Raw genomic sequence first — 22,853 nt, 5'->3', positions numbered from 1 at the left:
GCTCTCTCTCAATCTATTACCAATTTTGTAATTCTAAGAACATGAAACATAAATTATATTTCATATTATTATTCCTTGCCTCCCAAATTATTTTTGCTCAGAATAATTATTACTGGGTAGGCGGTGCCGGTAGCTGGAGTGATCTGAATCACTGGCGTATAGGCTCAGCATCAGGACAGGCAGCTACTATTATTCCTTCACGGTATGATAATGTCTATATTACTTCAGGAAGTGGTTTTCCTATTAGTGGAGGTACATTAACGATCCCATCATCAGCTACTTGTAAAGATTTCATTATAGATGATTCATTTACTACTAAGCTAAGTTTTCCATCAGCAAGTGTTTTTAATATATATGGGAATCTGAAATGGAAGTCCAATGCCACGGCATTCTATAATCTTACAATGAATTTGTTTTCAGAAAGCTCCAATCCTACCCCCAATATGATTGACGTCCCCGATAATATGATTGATCCTTCATATATCAACGGTAGTTATCAATCTGCTATTAATCTTAAAGGAAACGGAGCCTTTAAACTGGTGAAAAATTTTGCCAGCAACGGGTTTTTCTATTTCAACATCAGCGACAGTGCTTTTTTAGATACGGATAATAAGAATATCAATTCTATGGTATTCAGCTATAGTTCTACAGCAGCTTCCAACTTCAGGTCCTCAACGGTGACTACCACCAGTACGATGACATTAAACTCAGCGGCTAATCTTACCCAGGCTACAGTTTCCTTTCCTACATTGAATATACAGACTACCCAGAATATCAAAAAAATACTTCTTACTTCCTCAGGTTACTCTCAGATAACAGGCGGAAATCTTCTGACAGTGGATGAGGTAACAGGAATAGGTGCCGCAGGAGGTAATTTTACCGGAACGCAGTTTAATTTTAACAAAGTTAATTTATATGCCTGCTACATTAATGCCAATTTATATAATGCCAATGATATGGTTTTGGGTGATGGAAGTGCTGAAATGATAGGAACCCGATTTGAAATAAAAAATATGACCCTTGGAAAGGGAAATAATATATTCAGAGCATCACAATTTGACATCAATAATCTTATCTTGAATGGCGGACAATACAGCTTCCGACAAACTTCATCCAATACATATTTTCAGGTTAATCAAAGTCTTACGGCCAATACTCCATGTAACGGAATTATCCCAAAGTTTGTAGCTGTAGAACCTTCATTACCTGTCAACCTGATTCTTCCAGGTTCTATCAATGGAAATGGAGCCGTTTCATTTAATGGTTATAATTTAGCTTCGGTAAAGCTTACAGGAGGAGCATCTGTAACAGCAGGCATAGATGGAGGAAATAATACTGGCACTATTACTTATCCAGGGATAGCCGCAAAAACATATTACTGGATAGGTGGCGGAGGTAACTGGAATGATCCTGCCCATTGGTCATTCACATCTGGAGGGCCTTCTGCTAACTGCATTCCTATCATGTATGACGATGTTATCTTTAATGAAAACTCAGGTTTTACTTCAGGAAATAACACTATTAATAATGGCGGGACAGTTGCCTTAATAAGGAATATGACCTGGAATAATGCTCCTGCCAGTCCTGTTTTGAATATTAACACGACTTTGTATGGTAATCTTTATCTTCAGAAGGACGTGTCTGCTCCTGTTAGCATTAGTTTTATTAAATATAATCCAGGAGATCCGGCAGCAAATCGTTATATGAATTTCGAAGGTCAGAAAGTAAGTCAATTGGTTATCTACGGAAATGATAATTTTTATCTTATGCCCTCTAATTCAGGAACTCCTTATGACGTAGAAGTGGCTGGCATTTTCAATTTTGACAACAATGCCTTAACAAGTAATCTTTATGCTGACGGAAGAAAAATAAAAGCCGGTGAGCTTTGGCTGGGAGGAAATAATGTTAATATAGATAATGCTTTGCTAAGTCAGAATCTTCTCAATATTTTAACAAAACAGACCATTACGGCTCCCAATACTTCTGTATACTTCCAAAACTACAACGGGCGTTATTCCGGTTCAGGAAATACCAATCATTTTTTTGGTAAAGCCTATAAAGAAGGCAGCAGTATTGGAAATATACAGTACCTTACTACTGACAACTTTCAGGTGAATGGTGGTGACATCAGATTTTTTGGAAACAACAAAACAAAAAATGCAGTTATTAATGCAGCTTCCAATATTACTATTTCTGATACTACTGTAAAACTTACCATCACAGACAGCTGGATTTTTAATCGTGCAGACTGTGATTTGGTTCTTACTTTTACTGGTCAGGGTGGAAATAATCTGATCCTAGGCAACAACATTAACGGAAATGGATTCGTTGAGCTCAACCGAATGAATATTTCAGGGATTAATGCAAGCTATGTCACTCCTGTTGCAGGTGCAAAACCTATCAATGCCAGCAATTCCGTAGACAGTGGGAATAATTCCGGAATTAATTTCAAGGCCAGCGCTTCTAAAAACTTTTACTGGAAAGGAGGGGCCGGAAACTGGAATGACCTCAGCCACTGGTCTCTGGACCCATCAAGTACCAGAGCAACAGCCAATTGTGGTCTTCCTACGATTAACGATAATGTTTTCTTTGACCAGTATTCAGGGTTCTACACTACTGGAATTACAGCTATACAGATGACCAATGATGTTTCAGTAAATGATATCACATTCAGTGGACTTACTCCAGGATCAAGATCTTATTTTGCAGGAAATAACAATTATTACAAAATGAATGTCAATGGAAATATGGTCTTACATGCTGGATATTATGATGCCGGATACTTCAGTGGATTTACGTTTGTCAACATTAACAAACCTACAGGTGCTTTAAAAAATGTAACTCCCAACGGAGCAACATCTGCTTTAACTTTCTCAGGCGATGCTCAATGGAAAATCAATAGAGGAACGTCACAGTACGACCTTATTGGATCTTCAAGCATCAGCCAAACCAATGTACCTGGTAACAGTTTAGATATAAGTGGTACGATAATGAATGTCAATGCTTTTAATCTCAATGGTTCACAGCTGGTGATGGACAACGCAGATCTTACCGTAAATAGCGGCTTCGCCATCAATACCAAACAACCCGTAGTAAACACGGCCAATAGTGTAATCAAATTATTCAGATCTACAGGAGGTTCCGATGCTGATATTGCTTTCAGCAATGTCAATCATTACTTTGAAAGAATAGAATATACCAATACAACATCTAATATGGATTATATTATTTCTTTTAGTTTCCCTGGCGGGGTTATCAATAATTTCATCATCCGCTCAGCGGTGGTTTCAAGAATTGATAAAGTAAACCCTTCCATAGTTCTTAAAACAACTATGTCAGTCAATAATCTGACTATTGAGAAAAATAATCATATTGCTTTAGAAGGTAATCTGCAGGTAAACCAATCTTTAAAAATGCTTGGAGATTGTTTGGACAAGCTTACTTTTGCAGGAATCAATGCACCATCAAGAACTTTAATCCTTCCTGATTACAGTACCAGTCCATCCAATTATATTATAGATAAAATACAATTAAAGTCGATCTCTTCCTCCGGCGGACAAATGTATACTGCTACTGGAAGTACAGACCTTGGCGGCAATACCGGAATTAATTTTCAGGATGCCATTCCTTCTACGTCAAGAAATCTTTATTGGATTGGAGGTCAGGGATTATGGAGAGATCCTCAGCATTGGTCACTAACCTCAGGAGGAGTTCCTGTTACAGGTTGTGATATCCCAACAGCCATTGATAATGTATTCTTTGATCAGAATTCAGGATTTACTGCTACTTTAAATAAAATACAAATTAGAGGAGCCTATCTTTCAAAAGCTAATAACATTACTTTCAACAATGCGCTCAACCAGCCGGTTCTTGATTTTACTACAGATGGTGGAAATCCTTATTATCTGTCTGTGTATGGCAATCTTACTTTGCAAAGTGATACAAAGATCATCGTTCCGATGTCTACTTTTGGGCTTACCCGAAATATTATTATGGCTCAGGGGACTGCTTCCGGGAAAACACGATATATTGATACCAAAGGAGCCTTCATTCACCTGAATGTTAATGCACAGGACTATTTTGAATTGAAAAGTCCATATCAGGGAGACCTTAACTTTCTGAATGCGGCAGGATTCAAAACTAATAACTTCCCTATGACACTGGTGAACTTTAGCTGGAACCAAAGTATCAACAATAACCCAGTGGTTGATCTTGGACAATCTGTCATTACAGGAACGAGGACGAATAGTGCAGGTATTGCAAACTATTATATGCCTTCAATTCCTTTCTATAATTTTTACAGTCCTTATTTTTATATCAGCACCGGAAATAATCCTCTCACCTTAAATGCCACTGAGGCAAAAGCCGACATGGGATATTTTACGACCAATACTCCGGCAGGTTTCAATTTTGGAGATCTGACCGTTTGGAAAGACGGAATTGTAAATACAGGAACAAGAATCTGGAATTTCAACAAAATGACCTTTCTTGGAAGTACTACTACCAATAGTGTAAGCACATTGAGTTCCGCAGGAAAATACAAAACACTGTATTTCAATCCCGGTTCTTATCAGGTAGACAATAACCAGACCGTCACTGAAAATCTCTTCATGACAGGAACTCCTTGCAACAGAATTTCTGTGCTGAGATCTACAGCAGGACAAAACACAATTAATCTAGACCCTGCAGCAATGTATACCATGTTCTATGCCTCTATCAGAGATATGAATTTCTCCCGTGCGGTAAGTGCGTACGGAAACAGCCAGGACCTTGGAAATACGGCTAACCTTTCGATTATTCCTACAGATGTTCAGGCCGCAGGATTTGGTGGTAACAAAGCAATTTGTGCTTCGGAATTCCCTAAAACTTATGATGCTTCTGCTTTATATGGTACAGATCCTAATGCTGCCTATACCTGGACCAAACTTAATAATCCTAATTCAGGAGTCATAAGTACCGGACGCTTAGTGACTTTTACACAACCGGGAAATTATAGAGTGAACGTAACCTATAGCCAGGATGGATGTAATATTACGGAGGATTTTACCATTTCCTCTATTGCTTTACCTGCTGACAATACCACATATTCACCCATAAGTGCGGCAAAACAAGCATCAGGAGATATACAGGTAAAGTTTAAAGGTTCACTTGCCCAAACCTATATTTTCACATATACCATAAATAATGGTCCGGATCAAATGATTACTTCTGCGCCTAACGGAGAGGCAATTGTACTCCACTCCAAAGGGCAGTCAGGAACAATGGTTTATCGTCTTAAAAATATTCGTTTTGCTACAGGAGAAGCTTGTCCGGTTGCGATCAATAAAGAAATTGTTGTGAATATCAATCCGGACTGCCCTACTCCAGGTGTTGTAATGCTAATGGATAATATTCTTAGAGGATGTACTTCTGATATGGGAGCAAGACGTCTGTCAGAGTTAAACCCAATAACCATATCTAATCCTCCAGCTGACGCAGGCGTAACAAGACTTATTTCAGGGACAGGAATAGTCGTGAAAGAAGGAAATGAGGTATTTATGATCCGAAATAGCAATGCCTTACCTGAAACTCTTACTCTTCCTGCCAATAAATCTTATATTCAAGGAGCAATTATTTATCACAATAACCATTTCTATGAAGGAGTAGAAAACGGAAAATGGATCAGAGTAGATAATGATTAAAAACAATCAGAAATTCATTCAAACCCACTAATAACCATGAGCCGCATTGATGTATTTTCAATGCGGTTTTTGTTTGAATACAATAGTTATTTTAGATTTAAAGTCAATGGAATTCTATCTTCAGGAAAAAGGGGCTGGAGCCCGATCCTATTGATCTTGATACCTCAATGGATAATAGATTTTTAATGACAATACTTTTTACTTAAACTTGTCACGTTTTCTTCACTAAGTTTGTCTTAAAAAGAAATACCATGCAGGAAAATTACAACAGACTCCTAACCTACGCCTATAATATTACCGGTTCTTATGAAGATTCTCAGGATTTGGTACAGGATGTAATCGAAAAATATATTTCTTTAGATAAATCTGAGATCAGAAATGAAACCAATTTCCTGATCAAAAGTACTATTAATCATGCCATTAATTTTAAAAACAGGCACAGCAAAAAAATGGTGTATGGCGAATGGTTGCCCGAACCTCTTTCTTTTGAAAATGCAGAAAATAAGCTCATTAAGGAGCAAACGACACGCTATACCCTACTCGTTCTTCTGGAAAAACTGAACGCTAAAGAACGTGCAGTCTACATTCTAAAGGAAGCTTTTGATTATTCTCATCAAGAGATCGCAGAAACGCTCGATATTTCAGTAGAAAACTCTCGAAAACTGCTAAGCCGTGCAAGTAAGCAATTGCAGCATGTAAAATATACACCGGATAACATCAGCCTATCTTCCGGAACTGATATTCTCCAGAAATACCAGCTGGCGTTGAGTGAAGGCAACATTCCCGATATTGAAAAACTGCTTATTGATGAGATCAGGCTTTCAGCAGACGGTGGAAAACGTGTTCGTGTTATCAAAGCTGTGGAAGTTGGAAAATCGGCTACCGCACAGCTTTTGGCTTATGTACAACAACAATTTCTTGGCAAAAAGCCTCATACCTTCCATCTCTTTAATCATCAACCGGCTATTTGTTTTTGGCAGGATGGTCGTATTTATAACTGTCACATCCTGGATATTGATGCAGAAGGAATGATTCGCGAAATTTATTCTATTGTAGATCCTGAAAAGTTAAAAAGGCTGCAATAAATCTGTCACATTTCAGAAATATAGTGTGTCTTTAAAGAAAAAGTATGAGCACACTCCTTAGAATCGACAGCAGTTTAAGAACAGAGAATTCCTATTCACGAACATTAGGTAACTATTTTATTCAGCAATGGATACTCCACAATCCGAATGGAAATATTCTGGAACGGGATGTTAACCAACAGCTTATTCCTCATATCACCCAACAGACCATTGATGCTTTTTTTAGCGAAAATCCTGATAAGAAAAGTATTCATCTATCTGATGAACTGATTGATGAATTATACCAGTCTGATGAAATCTTAATCACCTGTCCTATGTACAATTATGGAATTCCATCTTCCTTAAAAGCTTATTTTGACACGGTTATCAGAACAAAAAAAACGTTTACAGGAAATACTTCTCTGAAAGGTTTGCTTGAAAACAAAAAGGCTTATATCATTTCTTCTATGGGAGGAATAACTCTTGACCCTCATCATCGAAATCCGTTGGAAAACCATCTCACTTTTCTTTTAAATCATGTAGGAATCACCGATATCTGTTATTTTCCATTGAATGGTACCGTCATCGATGAGGTCAGCAATACAGAAAAAATAGCATTACAACAATCCAAAATTTTAAAACAATTCAATCAATGATGGAACAGATTAAACAAGCCATTGAAAAATTCATTAAAGGTGGCGACAATAGTGATCCGGTGCTTTTGGAAGAAATTCTCCACGAAAATTATCAGAATATTCAGGACGGGTTTTTTGACAAATCCGGAATCTTTATTATTCCCAAACAGGAATATATCAATCTGGTAAAGGATAAAATATTTGGTGGAAAACCTCGTAAAATTACTTATCATTCTTTGCAACAGAAAAATAACATTGCTTATACTCAGGTTTCGTTAGAAAGTTCAGCATTACGATTTTCATCCCTCATCACGTGTGTACAGGAAAACGGAAAATGGCAGGTTATCACCAATGTTCCTTCTATAGAAATTAAATAATTCATAGGCTACGAATGAACGGATTAACATTGCTCATGTATTTTTATCCGTGCATTCGTGGCTAAACTTTAAGATTATTTTTTCAATAAACTGTTTACAAATGTTATGGGTTACGCATACATATCAGATGTAATTTTGATCCATAACAATATATTTATGAAACACATTATTCAGCAAGTTTTCCATGATATTTTAGAAAACCCGGTATTTGATTTATCATCCATTGAGAAATATTTCTCAAAAGACTATATCCAATTTGTAGATCATCATCAGCTCAATTATGATGAGTTCATTCTTCATATTAAAAAACTCAAAGAGAAAGTAGCTGAGCAGAAGATTGACATCATTAATTATGCTGAAAACGGGAATATCATTTTCACCCATCACATGGCAAAATCAGTATTAAAAGATGGAAGTATAGTGGTACATAAAGTATTGGCAGAGTTTACCATTCAAAATGACAAGATCATACAATGTGATGAACTGACTTTATTATTGGAAGGAGATTTTTCATCTAAAAATTTAGGATCTGAAATCTAAAAAATGTCTATAGACCGCTTCTGTATTAACAAATCTTAAAACAACGTTAATTTTAACTTCAACCCATTTTCCAAACAGACGTTTAAATTTGTTCTGATTTTTATCTAATTAAAATAAAGTGAAGAAAATTTTTACATCTGTTTGGCTTTGTGCTTCCATTTTTTTCTATGCACAAACCGGTACTCTTTCCGGAAACATAAACGACGACGCTAAGATCGCCCTGCCTGGAGCCAAAATCTCCTTATATCCGGGAAACATATACACCACCTCTGATGAGCATGGAAATTTCGTTTTCCTGAATGTTCCTCCCGGAAATTACACCATGAAGGTAGATTACCTTGGGTACGGAATTCATCAATATAATGTAATTGTAGAATCTGAAAAAAATACAAAACAAAATATCATTTTTGATAAAAAGGAAACAAGTATTGGTGAAATTGTGGTTTCCGGAGCTACGTTGAAAAACCAGGCAAGAGCCTTAAACAAACAAAAGAACAATGCCAATATTACCAATGTAATCTCTGCCGATCAGATTGGACGTTTTCCTGATGCCAATATCGGAGATGCGCTAAAGCGTGTTCCGGGGATTACCATACAGAACGATCAGGGCGAAGCCAGAAACCTTATTATCAGAGGCCTTGCTCCCAATCTGAACTCTGTAACTTTAAATGGTGACAGAATTCCTTCTGCTGAAGGGGATAACCGTAATGTACAGATGGACCTGATCCCTTCTGATATGATTTCCACCATTGAAGTCAATAAAACGCTTACTCCTGATATGGATGCTGATGCCATTGGAGGTTCTGTTAACCTGATTACCAGAGCTTCCCCTAATGGACAAAGAATATCTGCAACATTGGCTGGAGGATACAATCCCATTCGAGAAAAAGGAAATTATACTGCAGGATTTGTCTATGGGAATCGTTTTCTGAACAAAAAACTGGGAGCAGTATTCAGTTTTTCCTATAACAATAATAATTTTGGTTCAGACAATATAGAACCTGTATGGAGCCAGGCTAATGACAAGGCCCAAACTGCTTATATAAGTAAAATGGGGATGCGTTCCTATAATGAACACCGGATCAGACATAGTTTTGACCTGAATATGGATTATGAGTTCAATTCTAAAAACAAGATCTATGCTTCTGCGATGTACAACTTCAGAAATGATAAGGAAAACAGATTCGCATTAGGATATAAAATAAAACCGGTTTACAATGCTGACGAATCCGAAATTATAGATTGGAAAGGCAGTATTACAAGACAAAATAAAGGTGGAGATGCCCATAATGACAATACCCGTCTTGAGAAGCAAAAAGTTCAGAATTATGCCTTAAGAGGAGAACATCTACTGGGGTCTAAAATAGATCTTGACTGGTCTATGAATTATGCTACAGCTAGTGAAGATAAGCCTCATCAACGTTATATTGAATTCGAAAACAGTAAAATGAGCTTCTCTCCGGACCTTAGTAATCCAAGAGTTCCCATGTTCAATCTTCTTGCAGCAGACAACCTGGGTAGCTATAAACTCAGTGACCTTTCAGATGCCAACAGCTTCACTCAGGAAAAAGAATTTGGAGCCAAGGTGAATGTACGTTTCCCTTTTTCTGTAATTGAGGGTCAAAAAGGAAGACTTCGTACTGGTGCACGAATTCGTTTGAAGGAAAAAGAAAGAGAAAATGACTTTTATACCTTCACCCCTACCAGCAGCATGGGAAGTCTTTTGTCTGTCCCCACTCAATATCTTGACGGACACAACTTTCAACCGGGGAATTATGTTCCGGGAGCATTTGTAGATCCTGCGTATTTAGGAGGATTAGATTTGTTTAATCCCGTTTTATTCAATGGAAAATCCAAGCCTTCAAAATTCCTTTCTAACAATTACAGTGCAAAAGAACAGATTTATGCAGGATATATCCGTTGGGACCAGGATTTCAATGATAAACTATCCATGATCGTGGGAGCACGTGTGGAAACTACCAAGATTGATTATACCGGAAACTACGTCATGAATGAAAGTAACCTGGTGGGAAAAATCAATAATACAAATACCTATACCAATGTACTTCCGAATATCTCATTCAAGTATGTTCCGGTTCAGGACCTTGTATTACGTGCGGCATTTACCACTGCCCTTGCCCGTCCGAACTATTACTCGTTGGTTCCTTATCTTAATGTTATTTCAGAGGATGAGATCGTTTCAGCAGGAAATCCTAACCTGAAGGCAACTTACGCTTACAATTTTGATTTCATGGCAGAGAAGTACTTTAAATCAGTGGGAATTCTTTCAGGAGGTATTTTCTATAAAAATCTGAAAGACTTTATCTATACTTTTTCCCGAAGAAATTATACAGCAAATGACTTTGCGAATGATTTTGCAGGACAATCCAACCCGATTCCGGCTGGTGAAAGCAATTGGAAATTTACCCAGCAGCGCAATGGAGATAATGTAAGTATTTATGGTTTTGAAGTGGCTTTGCAGAGACAATTGGATTTCATCCCCGGAGCATTCTGGAAAGGTATGGGGATCTACGTCAACTATACTTATACCCATTCAAAAGCAAAGGGAATCACTAATGATGACGGAATTGAAAGAACGGATGTAGGATTTCCGGGAGCAGCTCCTCACATGTTCAACGGATCGCTTTCATGGGAAAACAAGCGCTTCTCAGCAAGGGTTTCTATGAATTATGCTTCTCATTATATTGATGAGTTGGGTGGGAAAGCCTTTGATGACCGTTATTATGATAAACAGTTTTTTCTGGATGCTAATGCTTCCTACAAGATTACAAGCCAACTAAGAGTTTTCGCTGAAGCCAATAATCTTACAAACCAGCCGTTAAGATACTATCAGGGAATTCCAAGCAGAACCGCACAGGCAGAGTATTACAGACCACGATTTACCCTAGGAGTGAAATTCGACTTTTAAGACCATGAAAAAGATAATATATTATATATCAGCATTTGCCATTTTTCCTTTGGTGATAGGCTGTAAAGGACAGAATCAATTAGGAGAAAAATTAAAACCATCCGTTATTACAGAAACTGTGGTTCATGATACCGATGATCCGGCCATCTGGATCAATCCTCAGGATGCTTCAAAAAGTATCATCATAGGAACAGATAAAGATACGGATGGTGGACTGTATGCTTTTGATCTGAATGGTAAAATCATCCATAAAGTTTCAGGTCTTAAACGTCCTAATAATGTGGATATTGAATACGGTTTTGTTTTAAACGGAAAGGAAACAGACATTGCAGCCGTTACCGAGCGGGAAACGAATAAAATAAAGCTTTACTCTCTTCCTGAATTGAAGGAAGTGGGTGAAATTTCTGTATTTGACGGAGAAACAGAACGTGGTCCAATGGGAGTATCCATGTATAAAAATCCGGAAACAGGAGAAATTTATGTGATTGCAGGAAGAAAATCCGGACCAAAGGATGGCTATCTATGGCAGTATAAGCTTTCAGAAAAAGGAGGAAGAATCACTGGATATGTTGTCCGTAAATTTGGACAATACAGCGGATTGAAGGAGATTGAAAGTATCGCAGTAGATGATGAACTGGGATATATTTATTATTCTGATGAACAGTTTGGAGTTCACCAATATTATGCAGACCCGGAAAAAGGAAATGAAGAACTTCTTGTTTTCGGGCAAGGTGATTTTAAATCTGATGTGGAAGGGATCTCAATCTACCCTACCTCAAAAGGAAAGGGATACATTTTGGTTTCCGATCAGCAGAATGATACCTTCAATGTCTATCTAAGAGAAAATCCGGCTAAAGGGAGAATTGCCGCTATTCCTGTTTCTACCCTTGAAAGTGATGGCTCTGAAGTTACGAATGTTAATTTAGGCCCCAAATTTCCGAAAGGTGTGTTTGTAGCCATGAGCAATGGCCGGGTATTTCATTTGTATGACTGGAGGATGATTGAAGAAAGAATTCAGGCAGCTGTAAAAGCACAACAAACAAAATGATTTTTTACACATGAATAACACTCATGTTATCACCAATAATACAATGATTAACATTAGAGATATTTGTGGTTATAATATAGGTTTAAACCATTAAGATTCAATAAGGGTTTAAGGATAATTAAGAATCTTCGCTTTAAGTAGAGCTTATTTACAATCGCAGGATTTTCTTTTAATTATGCTTATTTTCTTTAAAATTTTAGTGGTTTAATTTTCTATTCAATATGTTTTCTCAGGAATTCCGCAGTATATGAGGTTTTATTTTTCAATAACGCATTAGGAGTTCCTTCAAACAAAACTTTTCCACCAAATTTTCCAGCACCAGGGCCAATATCAATGATCCAATCAGCCTGAGCAATAATATCCAGATTATGCTCAATAACAATTAATGTATTATGCTGGTCTACAAGATCATTAAAAAATGACAACAGTTTTTGGGTATCACTTGGGTGCAAACCTGTACTTGGTTCATCCAGAACAATAATCTGATGGGTATTTTTCAGTTCCCGGGTCAGTTTCAAACGCTGTCTTTCACCACCTGAAAAGCTGTCCAGACGTTGTCCCAGCATGAGATAATCTAAGCCCAATTTTACCAGCAAATCAAAGTTTCTGATGATATTTTTATCCGCAAAAAAATCTTGAGCTTCCAGAACTGTCATATTCATCACTTCTACAATAGTCTTCTGATGATATTGATATTTCTGAACTTTCGGGTCGAATCCTGAACCACCACATACTTCACAAGGCTGTTCAATATCATCCATAAAAGCTAAATCTATTTTTTCTACTCCCAATCCTTTACAGTTTTTACAGGCTCCTTCACTATTCCGACTGAACAGCTTTTCTGAAACATGATTACACTCTGAAAACAGTTTTCGCACCGTATCAGATATATTTAAATATGTCAGAAGATTGGATCGGGCACTTGCTGTAAATAAAGATTGGTCTATCACTGTTAAATCGGGATAAAATAAAGGTAAAATATGATTAATCAAGGTGCTTTTTCCTGATCCTGCTACCCCAGTAACAACAGTCATAAGGCCTGTAGGTATATTTACGCTTATATCTTTAAGGTTATGCAGACTGGCATTCTTAATTTCAAGATACCCATCAGGTTTTCTGAATTGGGTTTTTATAACAGGCTTTTCTTTAAAATAAGAGCCTGTTTTTCCTTTAGATTTTTTTAATCCGCCGAGATCTCCTTCATAGATAATTTTACCCCCGCTTTTTCCGGAGCCTGGTCCCATATCCACCACCCAGTCAGCCATTTTAACGATATCCGGATCATGTTCAACCACCAAAACAGAATTCCCTTTATCCTTGATCTGCTGGATAATGGTATTAATATTCTGTAGGTCCTTTGGGTGAAGGCCAATACTAGGTTCATCAAAGATATACAATAAATCTACCAGACTATTTCCCAGGTTCCTTACCATTTTTATCCTTTGGGATTCGCCTCCTGAAAGAGAATTTGTATTTCGGTCCAATGTAAGATACTGCAAACCAATATTAAAAATATTCTGAAGTTTTCCGGAAAGCTCTTTAATGATAACTTCATAAGCTTCAGATTTCAGGTTGTTAATAAATTCCAATAGCTCATCAATAGAAAGTGCAGTACAGTCTGCAATATTTTTACCTTTGATCTTACAGCTCAGAATCTTTACATTCAGCCGTTTCCCATGGCATGATGGGCAGGATTCTGTGATGATTACATTATTTAAAGCATCTTTTCGGGTACTATTTTCTTTGGAATCTTTTTTTAGAAATGTCTTTTCAATCCTCGGAATAATTCCTTCATATTTCACAGTTTTACCCCAGCTTTTATCAGGATGTTTAGGTATATGGTTACGTTCATATAACAGGATATCCCATTCTTTAGCTGTAAAATCCTTCAGCTTTTTATCGTTATCAAAATAGCCTGATTGTGTATATCTTGTTAAACGCCATCCTCCCGGTTGAAAAGTTGGAAATTTAATGGCTCCTTCATTTAAAGATTTCGTCTGATCAATCAGCCTATTAACATTTACCGTCTGTACAATACCTAGTCCTTCGCATTCCGGACACATACCCTGTGGATTATTGAACGAAAATACATTGGAATATCCTACGAAAGGATGTCCCATTCTTGAAAAAAGCAGCCTCAGAGAAGCATAAACATCAGCAGCTGTTCCCACCGTGGAACGTGCATTTCCTCCCAGTCTCTTCTGGTTGATGATAATGGGAACATTCAGATTTTCGATTTTGTCTACATCCGGAATGCCATAATGCTGTAACCGGTTTCTTATAAAACTGTTCTGCGTTTCATTAATCTGACGCTGTGCCTCTGCTCCTATGGTTTCAAATACCAGGGAAGATTTCCCTGATCCCGATACTCCAGTAAAAACTACGATCTTATATTTTGGAATTTTTATGGAAATATTTTTGAGATTATTCTGTCTTGCATTAGTAATTTCTATGTTTTCCATTTTAAAATCATTAACTTTGTTAATAGTTAACTAAGTTAATCAAAATTCATTCCATGAAACCTATTGAAAAAAAATTTTTTGACACATTTACAGATTTCCAGTGTCTTATTCTTGCCCATATGAACAGAGGAGATATTAACGGAATAACAGCTTCTCATTATAATATAATCGAATTTATTCTTCGTAAAAAAGGATTAACAGGAAAAGAGATCGCAACTGCTTTTAAAATCACCCCTGCAGCCGTTTCTAAGCAACTGAAGATCCTTATTAACAACGGTTTTATTACTCAGAAACAGGATGAGACAGACCGTAGAAAGTTCATACTGTCCGTCACTGAAAAAGGAAAATTTATAGTTGAGAATTCTGAAACCTTCCGGAAAAGCATGACTCAACAGGCTGCTTCTATACTTACTTCGGCTGAACTTAAACAGTTTAATTCCCTGCTGAATAAGATTTTGAATGAAATCAAGCTTTAATCCATCGGATTCCTTATAATTAATTGTATTTTTGGAAAGCACAGAATGCTGTAACACTACAATCATTTAAAAATTAATTTCGACTCCATGAATGAATTGATCAAACTATTTCCAGCCTATGAATAAGTATTTATGATGATCTGGAAAATCAAAAGAAATATTTTCTGCCTATCAATATTCTAAGTACACTTTAGTTTTTTGAACTAAGTCAAACTATTATTCTGGCATTTGTTGCTTTTATTTATATGTACCAAACAGCCTATCCCAGATGGAAGTATAAAATCCAAAATTCTTGGTTTCATCCAGATGATGGTGATTGTGAAATCTGGTGGTTCCTACAAAAAAACGATCAAAACTGGCGGGAAAAAACTCTCTGTTGAGATGCCCTATCGTTCCCCAAATAAGATTGATAGACAAATAAATGGAAATTGAAATAACAGAAAAATTATAACATAGTAATAAGACCAGCATTATGAGTCCAAATCCTATGGTTTCAAAAGGATGAAGAACAAAAAGGCTCAGATAATTGGTGCTCACATGCTCGTGGTGCTTTCCGTGAATCATTTTATATACAAGTGGTAAATGGGCAGCATAGTGAAAGAAGTACATACACAGATCCATTAAAAGAAGTAAAGCAATAACCTCCAGGCTGATCTTCATTCCTGACTGGGTAGTTCCCAACTCAATCCAGCCATTCTTCCATAAAAAAACACCTATCAGCATAACAAGGCTATTACAGACAACCGTAAAAAGACTGAGGTAAAAATCTGATGCTGAAACAGGATGATCTTTCTCTTGCAATGGGCTTTTACGACAGGTTTTATCAATGAAAACATACAGTCCTATTGAAAATAAATATAAAAGAAGATTGCTAATCACACTGAATACAACCCATTGTGGCCAGGAAAACTGCCAGAACATATTGATATAACCAGAAAGCGCTGTCTCATTAAAATTCATAAAAGCATCTTCTTTCAACTTGAAATCATAAATGTATGAATTTTGGAATAAAACAAGGTATGAAAGATAACTTGAACAGCATTTAGGATATAAATTTTAAATGATTTCTTCTTTTTTACAATGCTGTTTATCTGATGGTCACAATTAAGTAATAAAATAAATTATTTCTGTCTCGCTTTTCTTTTGATTTCACGAAGTCTCATCGTCAGCTTTTTTCTCAGGTCATTATGATAGTCCCTGTAGTTTTTTATACTTTGTTCAAGGTTCTTTTTGTTAATTAGGTATTCTTCATACAAATTTCCCAACTCGGAAATCTGTGTAATGACGTCGGATGAACAGGTTTCTGAATGATCTGCAGCTTCAATCAGGAGGCGGTAATATTCGATACGGCTGGTGAGGCTCGTGTGAAGTTTTGGTTCTATTCCCTGCATGGTTTTAATTTTAATTTTTAATGTCAATGCATATGTTATAAATCCTTGCCAACAGCAATAGGAGGAACATCACTCTGATATAAAATCTTAACTTCTTCGGAAGACCCTCCCTGATGGGCAGACTTAAAATAAGTTCCATTCAAAACAGAAGAAATTAAGGTTTCATTGGGATCACCTAAAGGCAATAAAGGCAACGTAACATACTCGTTCACTGAAACCTGCGGCAAAATTCCATTACTGTATTCACCCGTTCCATTTCCATTAAAAACTTTATAAATTACCGGATGCATCTGCCAACGGATCTTTTGAGGTTTCCGTTTATCTTCTATAGTGAAACCTGCCATATCTTTTCCCAGCGTTACATCTCCAACCTGGATCACCTGCATATAAGGTTTCAGATTATTGATGACTATTTCAGCTGCCGAAGCCGTACTGTTTGAAGTTAAAATATAGACTTTATTCAACCCTAAAGCATTGGTGCGTAAAGTATTAAAATCAAGTGCTTTCGGATCATAGGCGATCTGTTGGGAAAATGTTCTTTTCACCTCACCTCCGTTTTTATTTCCTTTAAAAATAATGAAGGGAGATGCCGATGATAGGCCTGAAGGAATCAGGGAACAAAGAGCAGCAGCTGCAGATACGGATCCACCATAATTGTACCTCAGATCAAGAATTAGTTCCTGTACTCCGGCACCTTTAAATTCGGCAAACTTTTGGCTGAAGGTTTGTGTCATCCCATCTGGAAAATCATAAACATATAGATACCCTACCTTTTTACCGTTTTTTTCAAACACTTTAGATAATAGAGGTTGCTCAAAAGATAGTCCATAATATACTTTGATCTCTTTTTCATCAATGATCTTTCCATTGTTCCAACCTCCTACGGTAAGATCCAGAACTGTGAGATCTTTCATGGAAGAAGTCATAGCCTCAGCATTGCTTGCTGTGACTGTTTTTCCATTGATTTTGGTGATAATCATTCCTCGTTCCAATCCCGCATTGAAGGCAGGTGAGTTTGTAAGAACCAGTTTAATGACGGTGACCACTTCTCCGTTAGCCTGCTGAATAACAGTATAATCAAAACCATACATATTCCGGATTGAACGTGGATAACTGGAAGGATCTTCTGTATTGACAATAAAAGAAAACCGATCCTGAGGAGCCAGCAAACTTTTAAAAAAATCTTTTACAGGAAGATGATAATCCGGCTTAGCAGGCATCTGATCTGCCCAGTAATAATATCGTTTCAGGCTGTCCTGTACCCAAAGGTTAATGGACTCTGTACTTCCCTCCGGAAAGACAGGTGCATTTTCATCATGATCCGAACAGGAGATAAAGAGAATGATGATCGCTATGCATTGAAGTGTAAAAAAATTTCTCATCCCTGATTATAAGTATTCTGCCACGTCAACATCTCCTTTTACAACCCATACTCCATTTTCTGATTTTTCCTGCAGGATGATCATATTAGCGCCCATATCCTGTTTTATTTTTACCTTAATCATTGCTGATCCGGCATAAGGCTCTGTAGTTCCCGGCTTGTACAACTCAAGGTAGACAGGAGCTGTAACACCGAAAGAGCTATAAATCTTAACGGGAGTAAAGCTGTTTTTTCCGATATTATCAAATTCTGCCAGTACAACACCATTTTCTCTTTTTAAAACTCCTTTGACATTTTTAAGGGTTGATCCTGAAAACTCTCCCAGATTCGGAAAAATAAATTCAAAACCTATTTTCCCAAGATTGACCTGTGGCTTTATCACCTCAGCCTGCAAAAAGATTCCCGGAAGATTGAAGAAGTATAATTTTTTATATTCCTCTATATTATCATAAGTAATTTTATATTGTATGATTTCTTTACCTGTTTCATGGTTATATATTTCCAGCTTATTGATTTCTCCCTGATCCAGTACAAACTGAAGTTGGGTTTCGATTTTACTGGTATAAGAGGTTTTCCCATCAATAGATACAGGTTCACCATTAAACCTCAACTGAAGCACATCAGGTTTAGAGTATCCTTTAATGGTCACTTCTCCCGGTTTTTGTATCTGGTCATATCTTTCCATCGCTGTATTGTCTGTACAGGAAAATAATAGGATTAATAATAGGAATGCAAAGATCTTATTCATCTTTTATATTATTTTAAACTTAAAAATATTGCCCCGCCCATTGTGCAGGGCAATACACAATTATAAAAAAACTAGTTGGATATGTTCTGGATAGCCTCTTCTTATCAAAGCGACCATCCATTATTGTATATTAAGATTTCATGTTTTGTCTCATGATCAGTAATAAAAACAGAATGTTTATTTTTTAATAAAGTTCAAACGTTCCGTAGTTTTTCCGTCAGTTACTTCCGCAATATATACCCCTTCTGATAAACCTGCTATATTGATTAATCTTGAGTATTGAGCTGTAAGAACCTTCTGTCCTGCTGCATTATAAAGGTGAATCATTGTTCTATTGTCTTTTAATGCAGGATTAAGCTGTAACTGTAAGTATTCTTTTACAGGATTTTCTGCAATTTTCGTCAGATTTTCTTTCTTTTTTACATCTTTTGTGCTTAGGGTCGTGGCTGTTGCATAGATTGCCATTTCATCAATATTGATATTCATGATATTATTCCCACTGGCATTTCTGTTGGCCCACATTCCTATATAAATTTTCTTTCCTGCAAAAGCTGAAAGGTCTACAAGGTTTTCTACAAATTGGGTAAGATCTGCCGGAAAAGGATTTGTGGAAGATCCTACCTGTATTTTATAGGGACTTTGCTGATAATTTCCAGATCCATCTATTGTCATAGCCTGAAAATCTGCTAAAACAGGGACTGCTTTTTGAGGAGTACTTACATAGATATAAAGATCTCTGCTCACAATAGTATGGGTTGCTCTCTGTCTTCCTATATAAGAAGCAAGAGTGATTGTTCCCGAAGCACTCGTAAGGTCAATCTGAGGAGAAATAATCCAGTCATCTTCACCTCCAAACCCTACTGCACTTCCCGTAGGAACCAGGTTGGTAGAATGTCTCAGAACGCCTGCATTTCCATAGGTTAAAGATGTACCGTTGTGATAGATATTAGGCCCCTGAATCCATCCGTTATTATTGCTGTTCAGATCATGGAATGTCCATCCCTGAAGGTCGGCAGGAGTATCAAAAGTATTTCCCCATACCAGAGATTGTGCTGTAGCCAGCTGAGATAAAAACAAAACAGATGATAAAATTATTTTTTTCATGATACTGATTATTAAGATTTTTTAAAGAGAAAAAAAGCAAGGAACAGCTTAGGCTGATTCCTTGCTTATATAGATTTTAGTTTACAATAGCGAAATTGTATTTTGTCCAGGTTCCCTGGAATCCGCCACAGTTTCTTGGAGATACATTCCAGCTTCCTTCGTTAAAGAATGGCTGGCTCATTCCCCATAATGCAGCTGTACTTCCTGTAAGAAGGTTAGCTGTTGGAATTCCTGCCGTACCCGCTCCTGTAACAGAAGTTGTAAAGCCATGTACCTGGATGGAAGCAAAGTTTGAAGCTGATGAAAGCTCAGATCCTGTATTTTCTACTTTGATTCCTACAGGATATCCTGTTACGACAGCATTATTTAAGGTTAATTTACCATATCTTCTGATGTGGATCCCATTTTCGTAAGCAGCTCCTTGTCCTGCAGTACCGAATTTAGGACCTACAATCGTAAGATTATTGATAACAGGATTTGTGATTAAAGAAGTAGCTGTACCTGTTGCATTGTTATCAAGCTCAATACCGTTAGAGTCAGGACTTCCACCGCTTACAGTGTGTGCTGAATTGTAATCAGCCAAAGAAAGAGCACATGTAATAGTTCCTGTATATCCGTTGTCAAAGTCAAAATTATCGTCTTCTGCTGCAAAAGAAATCAGGTTAGAAGCATTAACAGTTCCTCCGAAAAATTCGAAAGAGTCATCCTGCCCGTAAGATACCTGAATATGATCTAAAGTAGTTCCATTTCCAACACCTCCTAATGATAAAGCATTTACCTCGTTACCTGAGTTAGCTCCTACAAAGTCATATCCTGCAAACTCGATACGTACATATTTCATTGTTCCTGCATTATGAGAAGGATTTGTTCCTCCAAAATAATAATCATCACCCGTTAACCCTTCAATAGTTGTTGTAAAAGGTACATTTGTAGGTGCATCCCCAAGAAGGATAACCCCTCCGAAATCTCCAGGAGTAGCGGTAGTATCTTCATCACCGTCTAAAAGTCTGTAACTTGTAAAAACAATAGGCTGAGCTTCAGTACCTGTAGCATTGATTTTACCTGTTTTGGTAATCACCAGGATTCCTGAACCCTCTCCTATGGCATTAGGTTTTGCTTTGATAAAAGTTCCAGGCTGAATGGTAAGTGTTGCCCCGTTTTTAACAGCTACAGTACCATCAATTTCTATGACTCCGCTCCACGTTGTATTAGAAGTAATAGGCCCACTCACTTGAGTAACAGGAAGTGCAGAAGCTGTAAGATATTCAGCTGAAGTAGGTTTCATTTCAAAAGGAGTTGAAGAATCTGCTAAATGGTCGTTTTGGCAAGCTGTAAGAGATAATGCAGCAGCTGCAATTAGAGTTAATCTTTTCATTGTTATAATTTTTTGGTAGATCCGGTTATTTATTTTTATGACCGGAAATTTTTAATATTCAGAAATATCCGCCTCTATATTTCTGCGATTTGGTTATTGTTTTCATCCTACAGGCCAGGAGGAGCTGAGCTGTCTGAGTTCCCTGTTGATCTCCTATTTTCCGGGAAAAGATAATAGCGTTCGGATTTGTTTGGTTCGGTACTGCTGTGCGCATCATCAGTAGTATTCCGGGTTATTTTTCAGGATTCCGAAACCTGTACACATCTATATAGAGCTCTTTTTATCTTTACAAAAACTGAAGATTCTTCATTTCCGGGATCTCTGCATTTATTATTTATTCTACAATAGAGAAGTCATATTTTGTCCAAGTTCCCCGGAAATTTCCGCAATCTCTAGGAGCAATATTCCAGCTTCCTTCATTGTAGAAAGGCTGGGTCATTCCCCAGGTAGGTGAAGTGGCTGTAGTCAATAGGTTTGAAGTAGGAATTCCGGCAGTTCCCGCTCCGATAGCAGCAAGATTGAACGCATGTACCTGGATGCTGTTGTAATCAGAGTTGGCAGAAAGCTCAGAACCTGTTCCTTCTACTTTGATTCCTGTAGGATACCCTGTAATCAATGCATTGTTCAGCGTTAATTTTCCATTTCTTCTGACGTAGATTCCGTTGGCGTACATCCTGCTAAACGGTTCCTTCCATACTCCTATAATGCTGAGATTATTGAAGGTAGGATGAGTGATTAAGGATGTAGCTGTACCATGAATATTATTTTCCACCTCTATTCCCTGAGAATCATACGTCCCTCCAAGAACCCGATGTGGCGAATTATAATCTGCCAAACCAAGTGCACAGGTAATAGTTCCCGTATATCCCAGAATACAATCGAAATGGTCATCTTCAGCAGCAAAAGAAACCAGGTTGGAAGCATTGACATTCCCACCATAGAATTCAAATGAATCGTCCTGTGCGTGAGATACCTGAATATGGTCTAAAGTGGTTCCTTTTCCAACTCCTGCTAATACAAGGGACGAAACTTCATGAATTAGACCAGGAAGAATATCTGCTCCTCCAAATTCAATCCGTACATATTTCATAATTCCTCCATTATGATTGTTGTTGGTTCCTCCGTAATAGTAATCAGACCCGAAAAGCCCGTCAATTGTTGTTGTGGAAGGCACATTGGTCCATGCATCTCCCAAAATCATAACACCGGCAAAATCGCCACCATGTGGGACCGTATCTTCAGTGCCATCCAGCAGATTATAACTGGTAAAAACAATAGGCTGGGTTTCTGTTCCTACCGCATTAATTTTACCTGTCTTGGTAATAACCAGGAGCCCCGGACCTTCTCCTATGGCATTAGGTTTTGCTTTGATAAAGGTTCCCGGCTGAATGGTAAGTGTTGCTCCGTTTTTAACGGCTACAGTACCATCAATTTCTATGACTCCACTCCATGTTGTATTAGAGGTAATATGATAGTTTACTTTGGTTACAGGAAGTGCAGAAGCTGTAATATATTCTGCTGAAGTAGGCTTCATTTCGAAAGGGGCGGAAGAATCAGCTAGATCATCTTTTTGACACCCTGTAAGGGAGAGTAACGTTATTCCAATGAATAGTAGTTTTTTCATTTCTTAATAGTTTTATTA

The 22,853-nt window shown here is 37.3% G+C and carries 16 protein-coding genes; 8 read left to right on the top strand and 8 right to left on the bottom strand.

What is annotated here, in order from left to right; all coding sequences use genetic code 11:
• Window positions 1-41 precede the first annotated feature (41 nt).
• The 7 genes from NBX25_RS15185 (at window position 42) to NBX25_RS15155 (ending at window position 12,274) form a co-directional block, all read left to right on the top strand.
• Complete coding sequence (locus tag NBX25_RS15185) at window positions 42-5,681, top strand: hypothetical protein (protein WP_250254248.1); 5,640 nt, start codon at window positions 42-44, stop codon at window positions 5,679-5,681.
• Between the two features lie 251 nt (window positions 5,682-5,932).
• Window positions 5,933-6,766, top strand: coding sequence for a sigma-70 family RNA polymerase sigma factor (locus tag NBX25_RS15180; RefSeq protein ID WP_123908042.1), 834 nt, complete (start codon window positions 5,933-5,935; stop codon window positions 6,764-6,766).
• 44 nt (window positions 6,767-6,810) lie between these two features.
• On the top strand, window positions 6,811-7,401 hold the full coding sequence (locus NBX25_RS15175) for an FMN-dependent NADH-azoreductase (RefSeq protein WP_250254247.1): 591 nt from the start codon (window positions 6,811-6,813) through the stop codon (window positions 7,399-7,401).
• The gene (locus NBX25_RS15170) at window positions 7,398-7,757 is read left to right on the top strand and encodes a nuclear transport factor 2 family protein (protein WP_250254246.1); all 360 of its coding nucleotides are present in this window, start codon (window positions 7,398-7,400) and stop codon (window positions 7,755-7,757) included. The genes NBX25_RS15175 and NBX25_RS15170 overlap by 4 nt, the downstream gene beginning before the upstream one ends.
• Before the next feature lie 156 nt (window positions 7,758-7,913).
• Complete coding sequence (locus tag NBX25_RS15165) at window positions 7,914-8,297, top strand: limonene-1,2-epoxide hydrolase family protein (RefSeq protein WP_250254245.1); 384 nt, start codon at window positions 7,914-7,916, stop codon at window positions 8,295-8,297.
• A gap of 118 nt (window positions 8,298-8,415) precedes the next feature.
• Complete coding sequence (locus NBX25_RS15160) at window positions 8,416-11,226, top strand: TonB-dependent receptor (RefSeq protein WP_250254244.1); 2,811 nt, start codon at window positions 8,416-8,418, stop codon at window positions 11,224-11,226.
• 4 nt (window positions 11,227-11,230) lie between these two features.
• The gene (locus NBX25_RS15155) at window positions 11,231-12,274 is read left to right on the top strand and encodes a phytase (RefSeq protein WP_250254243.1); all 1,044 of its coding nucleotides are present in this window, start codon (window positions 11,231-11,233) and stop codon (window positions 12,272-12,274) included.
• 212 nt (window positions 12,275-12,486) lie between these two features.
• On the opposite strand, the gene NBX25_RS15150 is transcribed toward NBX25_RS15155, so the two are convergent.
• On the bottom strand, window positions 12,487-14,736 hold the full coding sequence (locus tag NBX25_RS15150; protein WP_250254242.1) for an ATP-binding cassette domain-containing protein: 2,250 nt from the start codon (window positions 14,734-14,736) through the stop codon (window positions 12,487-12,489).
• A gap of 53 nt (window positions 14,737-14,789) precedes the next feature.
• On the opposite strand from NBX25_RS15150, the gene NBX25_RS15145 reads away from it, so the two are divergent.
• Window positions 14,790-15,212 carry a MarR family winged helix-turn-helix transcriptional regulator gene (locus NBX25_RS15145; RefSeq protein ID WP_250254241.1) on the top strand — a complete coding sequence of 141 codons (423 nt, stop codon included), beginning with the start codon at window positions 14,790-14,792 and terminating at the stop codon, window positions 15,210-15,212.
• A 237-nt stretch (window positions 15,213-15,449) separates the two neighbouring features.
• On the opposite strand, the gene NBX25_RS15140 is transcribed toward NBX25_RS15145, so the two are convergent.
• The 7 genes from NBX25_RS15140 to NBX25_RS15110 all read right to left on the bottom strand — a co-directional run bounded on the left by NBX25_RS15140 (window position 15,450) and on the right by NBX25_RS15110 (window position 22,835).
• Window positions 15,450-16,172: a sterol desaturase family protein gene (locus tag NBX25_RS15140; RefSeq protein ID WP_123908050.1), complete on the bottom strand. Its 723-nt coding sequence runs from the start codon at window positions 16,170-16,172 to the stop codon at window positions 15,450-15,452.
• A 161-nt stretch (window positions 16,173-16,333) separates the two neighbouring features.
• Window positions 16,334-16,603 (bottom strand): hypothetical protein, encoded by a 270-nt coding sequence (locus tag NBX25_RS15135; RefSeq protein ID WP_123860354.1) that lies wholly within the window; start codon window positions 16,601-16,603, stop codon window positions 16,334-16,336.
• Between the two features lie 35 nt (window positions 16,604-16,638).
• Entirely contained in the window at window positions 16,639-17,985 is a 1,347-nt protein-coding gene (locus NBX25_RS15130) for a S41 family peptidase (RefSeq protein WP_250254240.1), read from the bottom strand.
• Between the two features lie 6 nt (window positions 17,986-17,991).
• On the bottom strand, window positions 17,992-18,732 hold the full coding sequence (locus NBX25_RS15125) for a hypothetical protein (protein WP_250254239.1): 741 nt from the start codon (window positions 18,730-18,732) through the stop codon (window positions 17,992-17,994).
• Window positions 18,733-18,909: 177 nt separating this feature from the next.
• Complete coding sequence (locus tag NBX25_RS15120) at window positions 18,910-19,836, bottom strand: T9SS-dependent choice-of-anchor J family protein (RefSeq protein ID WP_250254238.1); 927 nt, start codon at window positions 19,834-19,836, stop codon at window positions 18,910-18,912.
• A 76-nt stretch (window positions 19,837-19,912) separates the two neighbouring features.
• Complete coding sequence (locus NBX25_RS15115) at window positions 19,913-21,211, bottom strand: beta-helix domain-containing protein (RefSeq protein WP_123860351.1); 1,299 nt, start codon at window positions 21,209-21,211, stop codon at window positions 19,913-19,915.
• 334 nt (window positions 21,212-21,545) lie between these two features.
• Complete coding sequence (locus NBX25_RS15110; RefSeq protein WP_250254237.1) at window positions 21,546-22,835, bottom strand: beta-helix domain-containing protein; 1,290 nt, start codon at window positions 22,833-22,835, stop codon at window positions 21,546-21,548.
• Between the last annotated feature and the right edge of the window lie 18 nt (window positions 22,836-22,853).

Origin of the sequence: Chryseobacterium sp. Marseille-Q3244 (assembly GCF_940807095.1) — a bacterium.
In the GTDB taxonomy this organism is placed as follows: domain Bacteria; phylum Bacteroidota; class Bacteroidia; order Flavobacteriales; family Weeksellaceae; genus Chryseobacterium.
The sequence above is the reverse complement of the archived record's forward strand: the minus strand, read 5'-3'. Positions and strand labels throughout refer to the sequence as shown.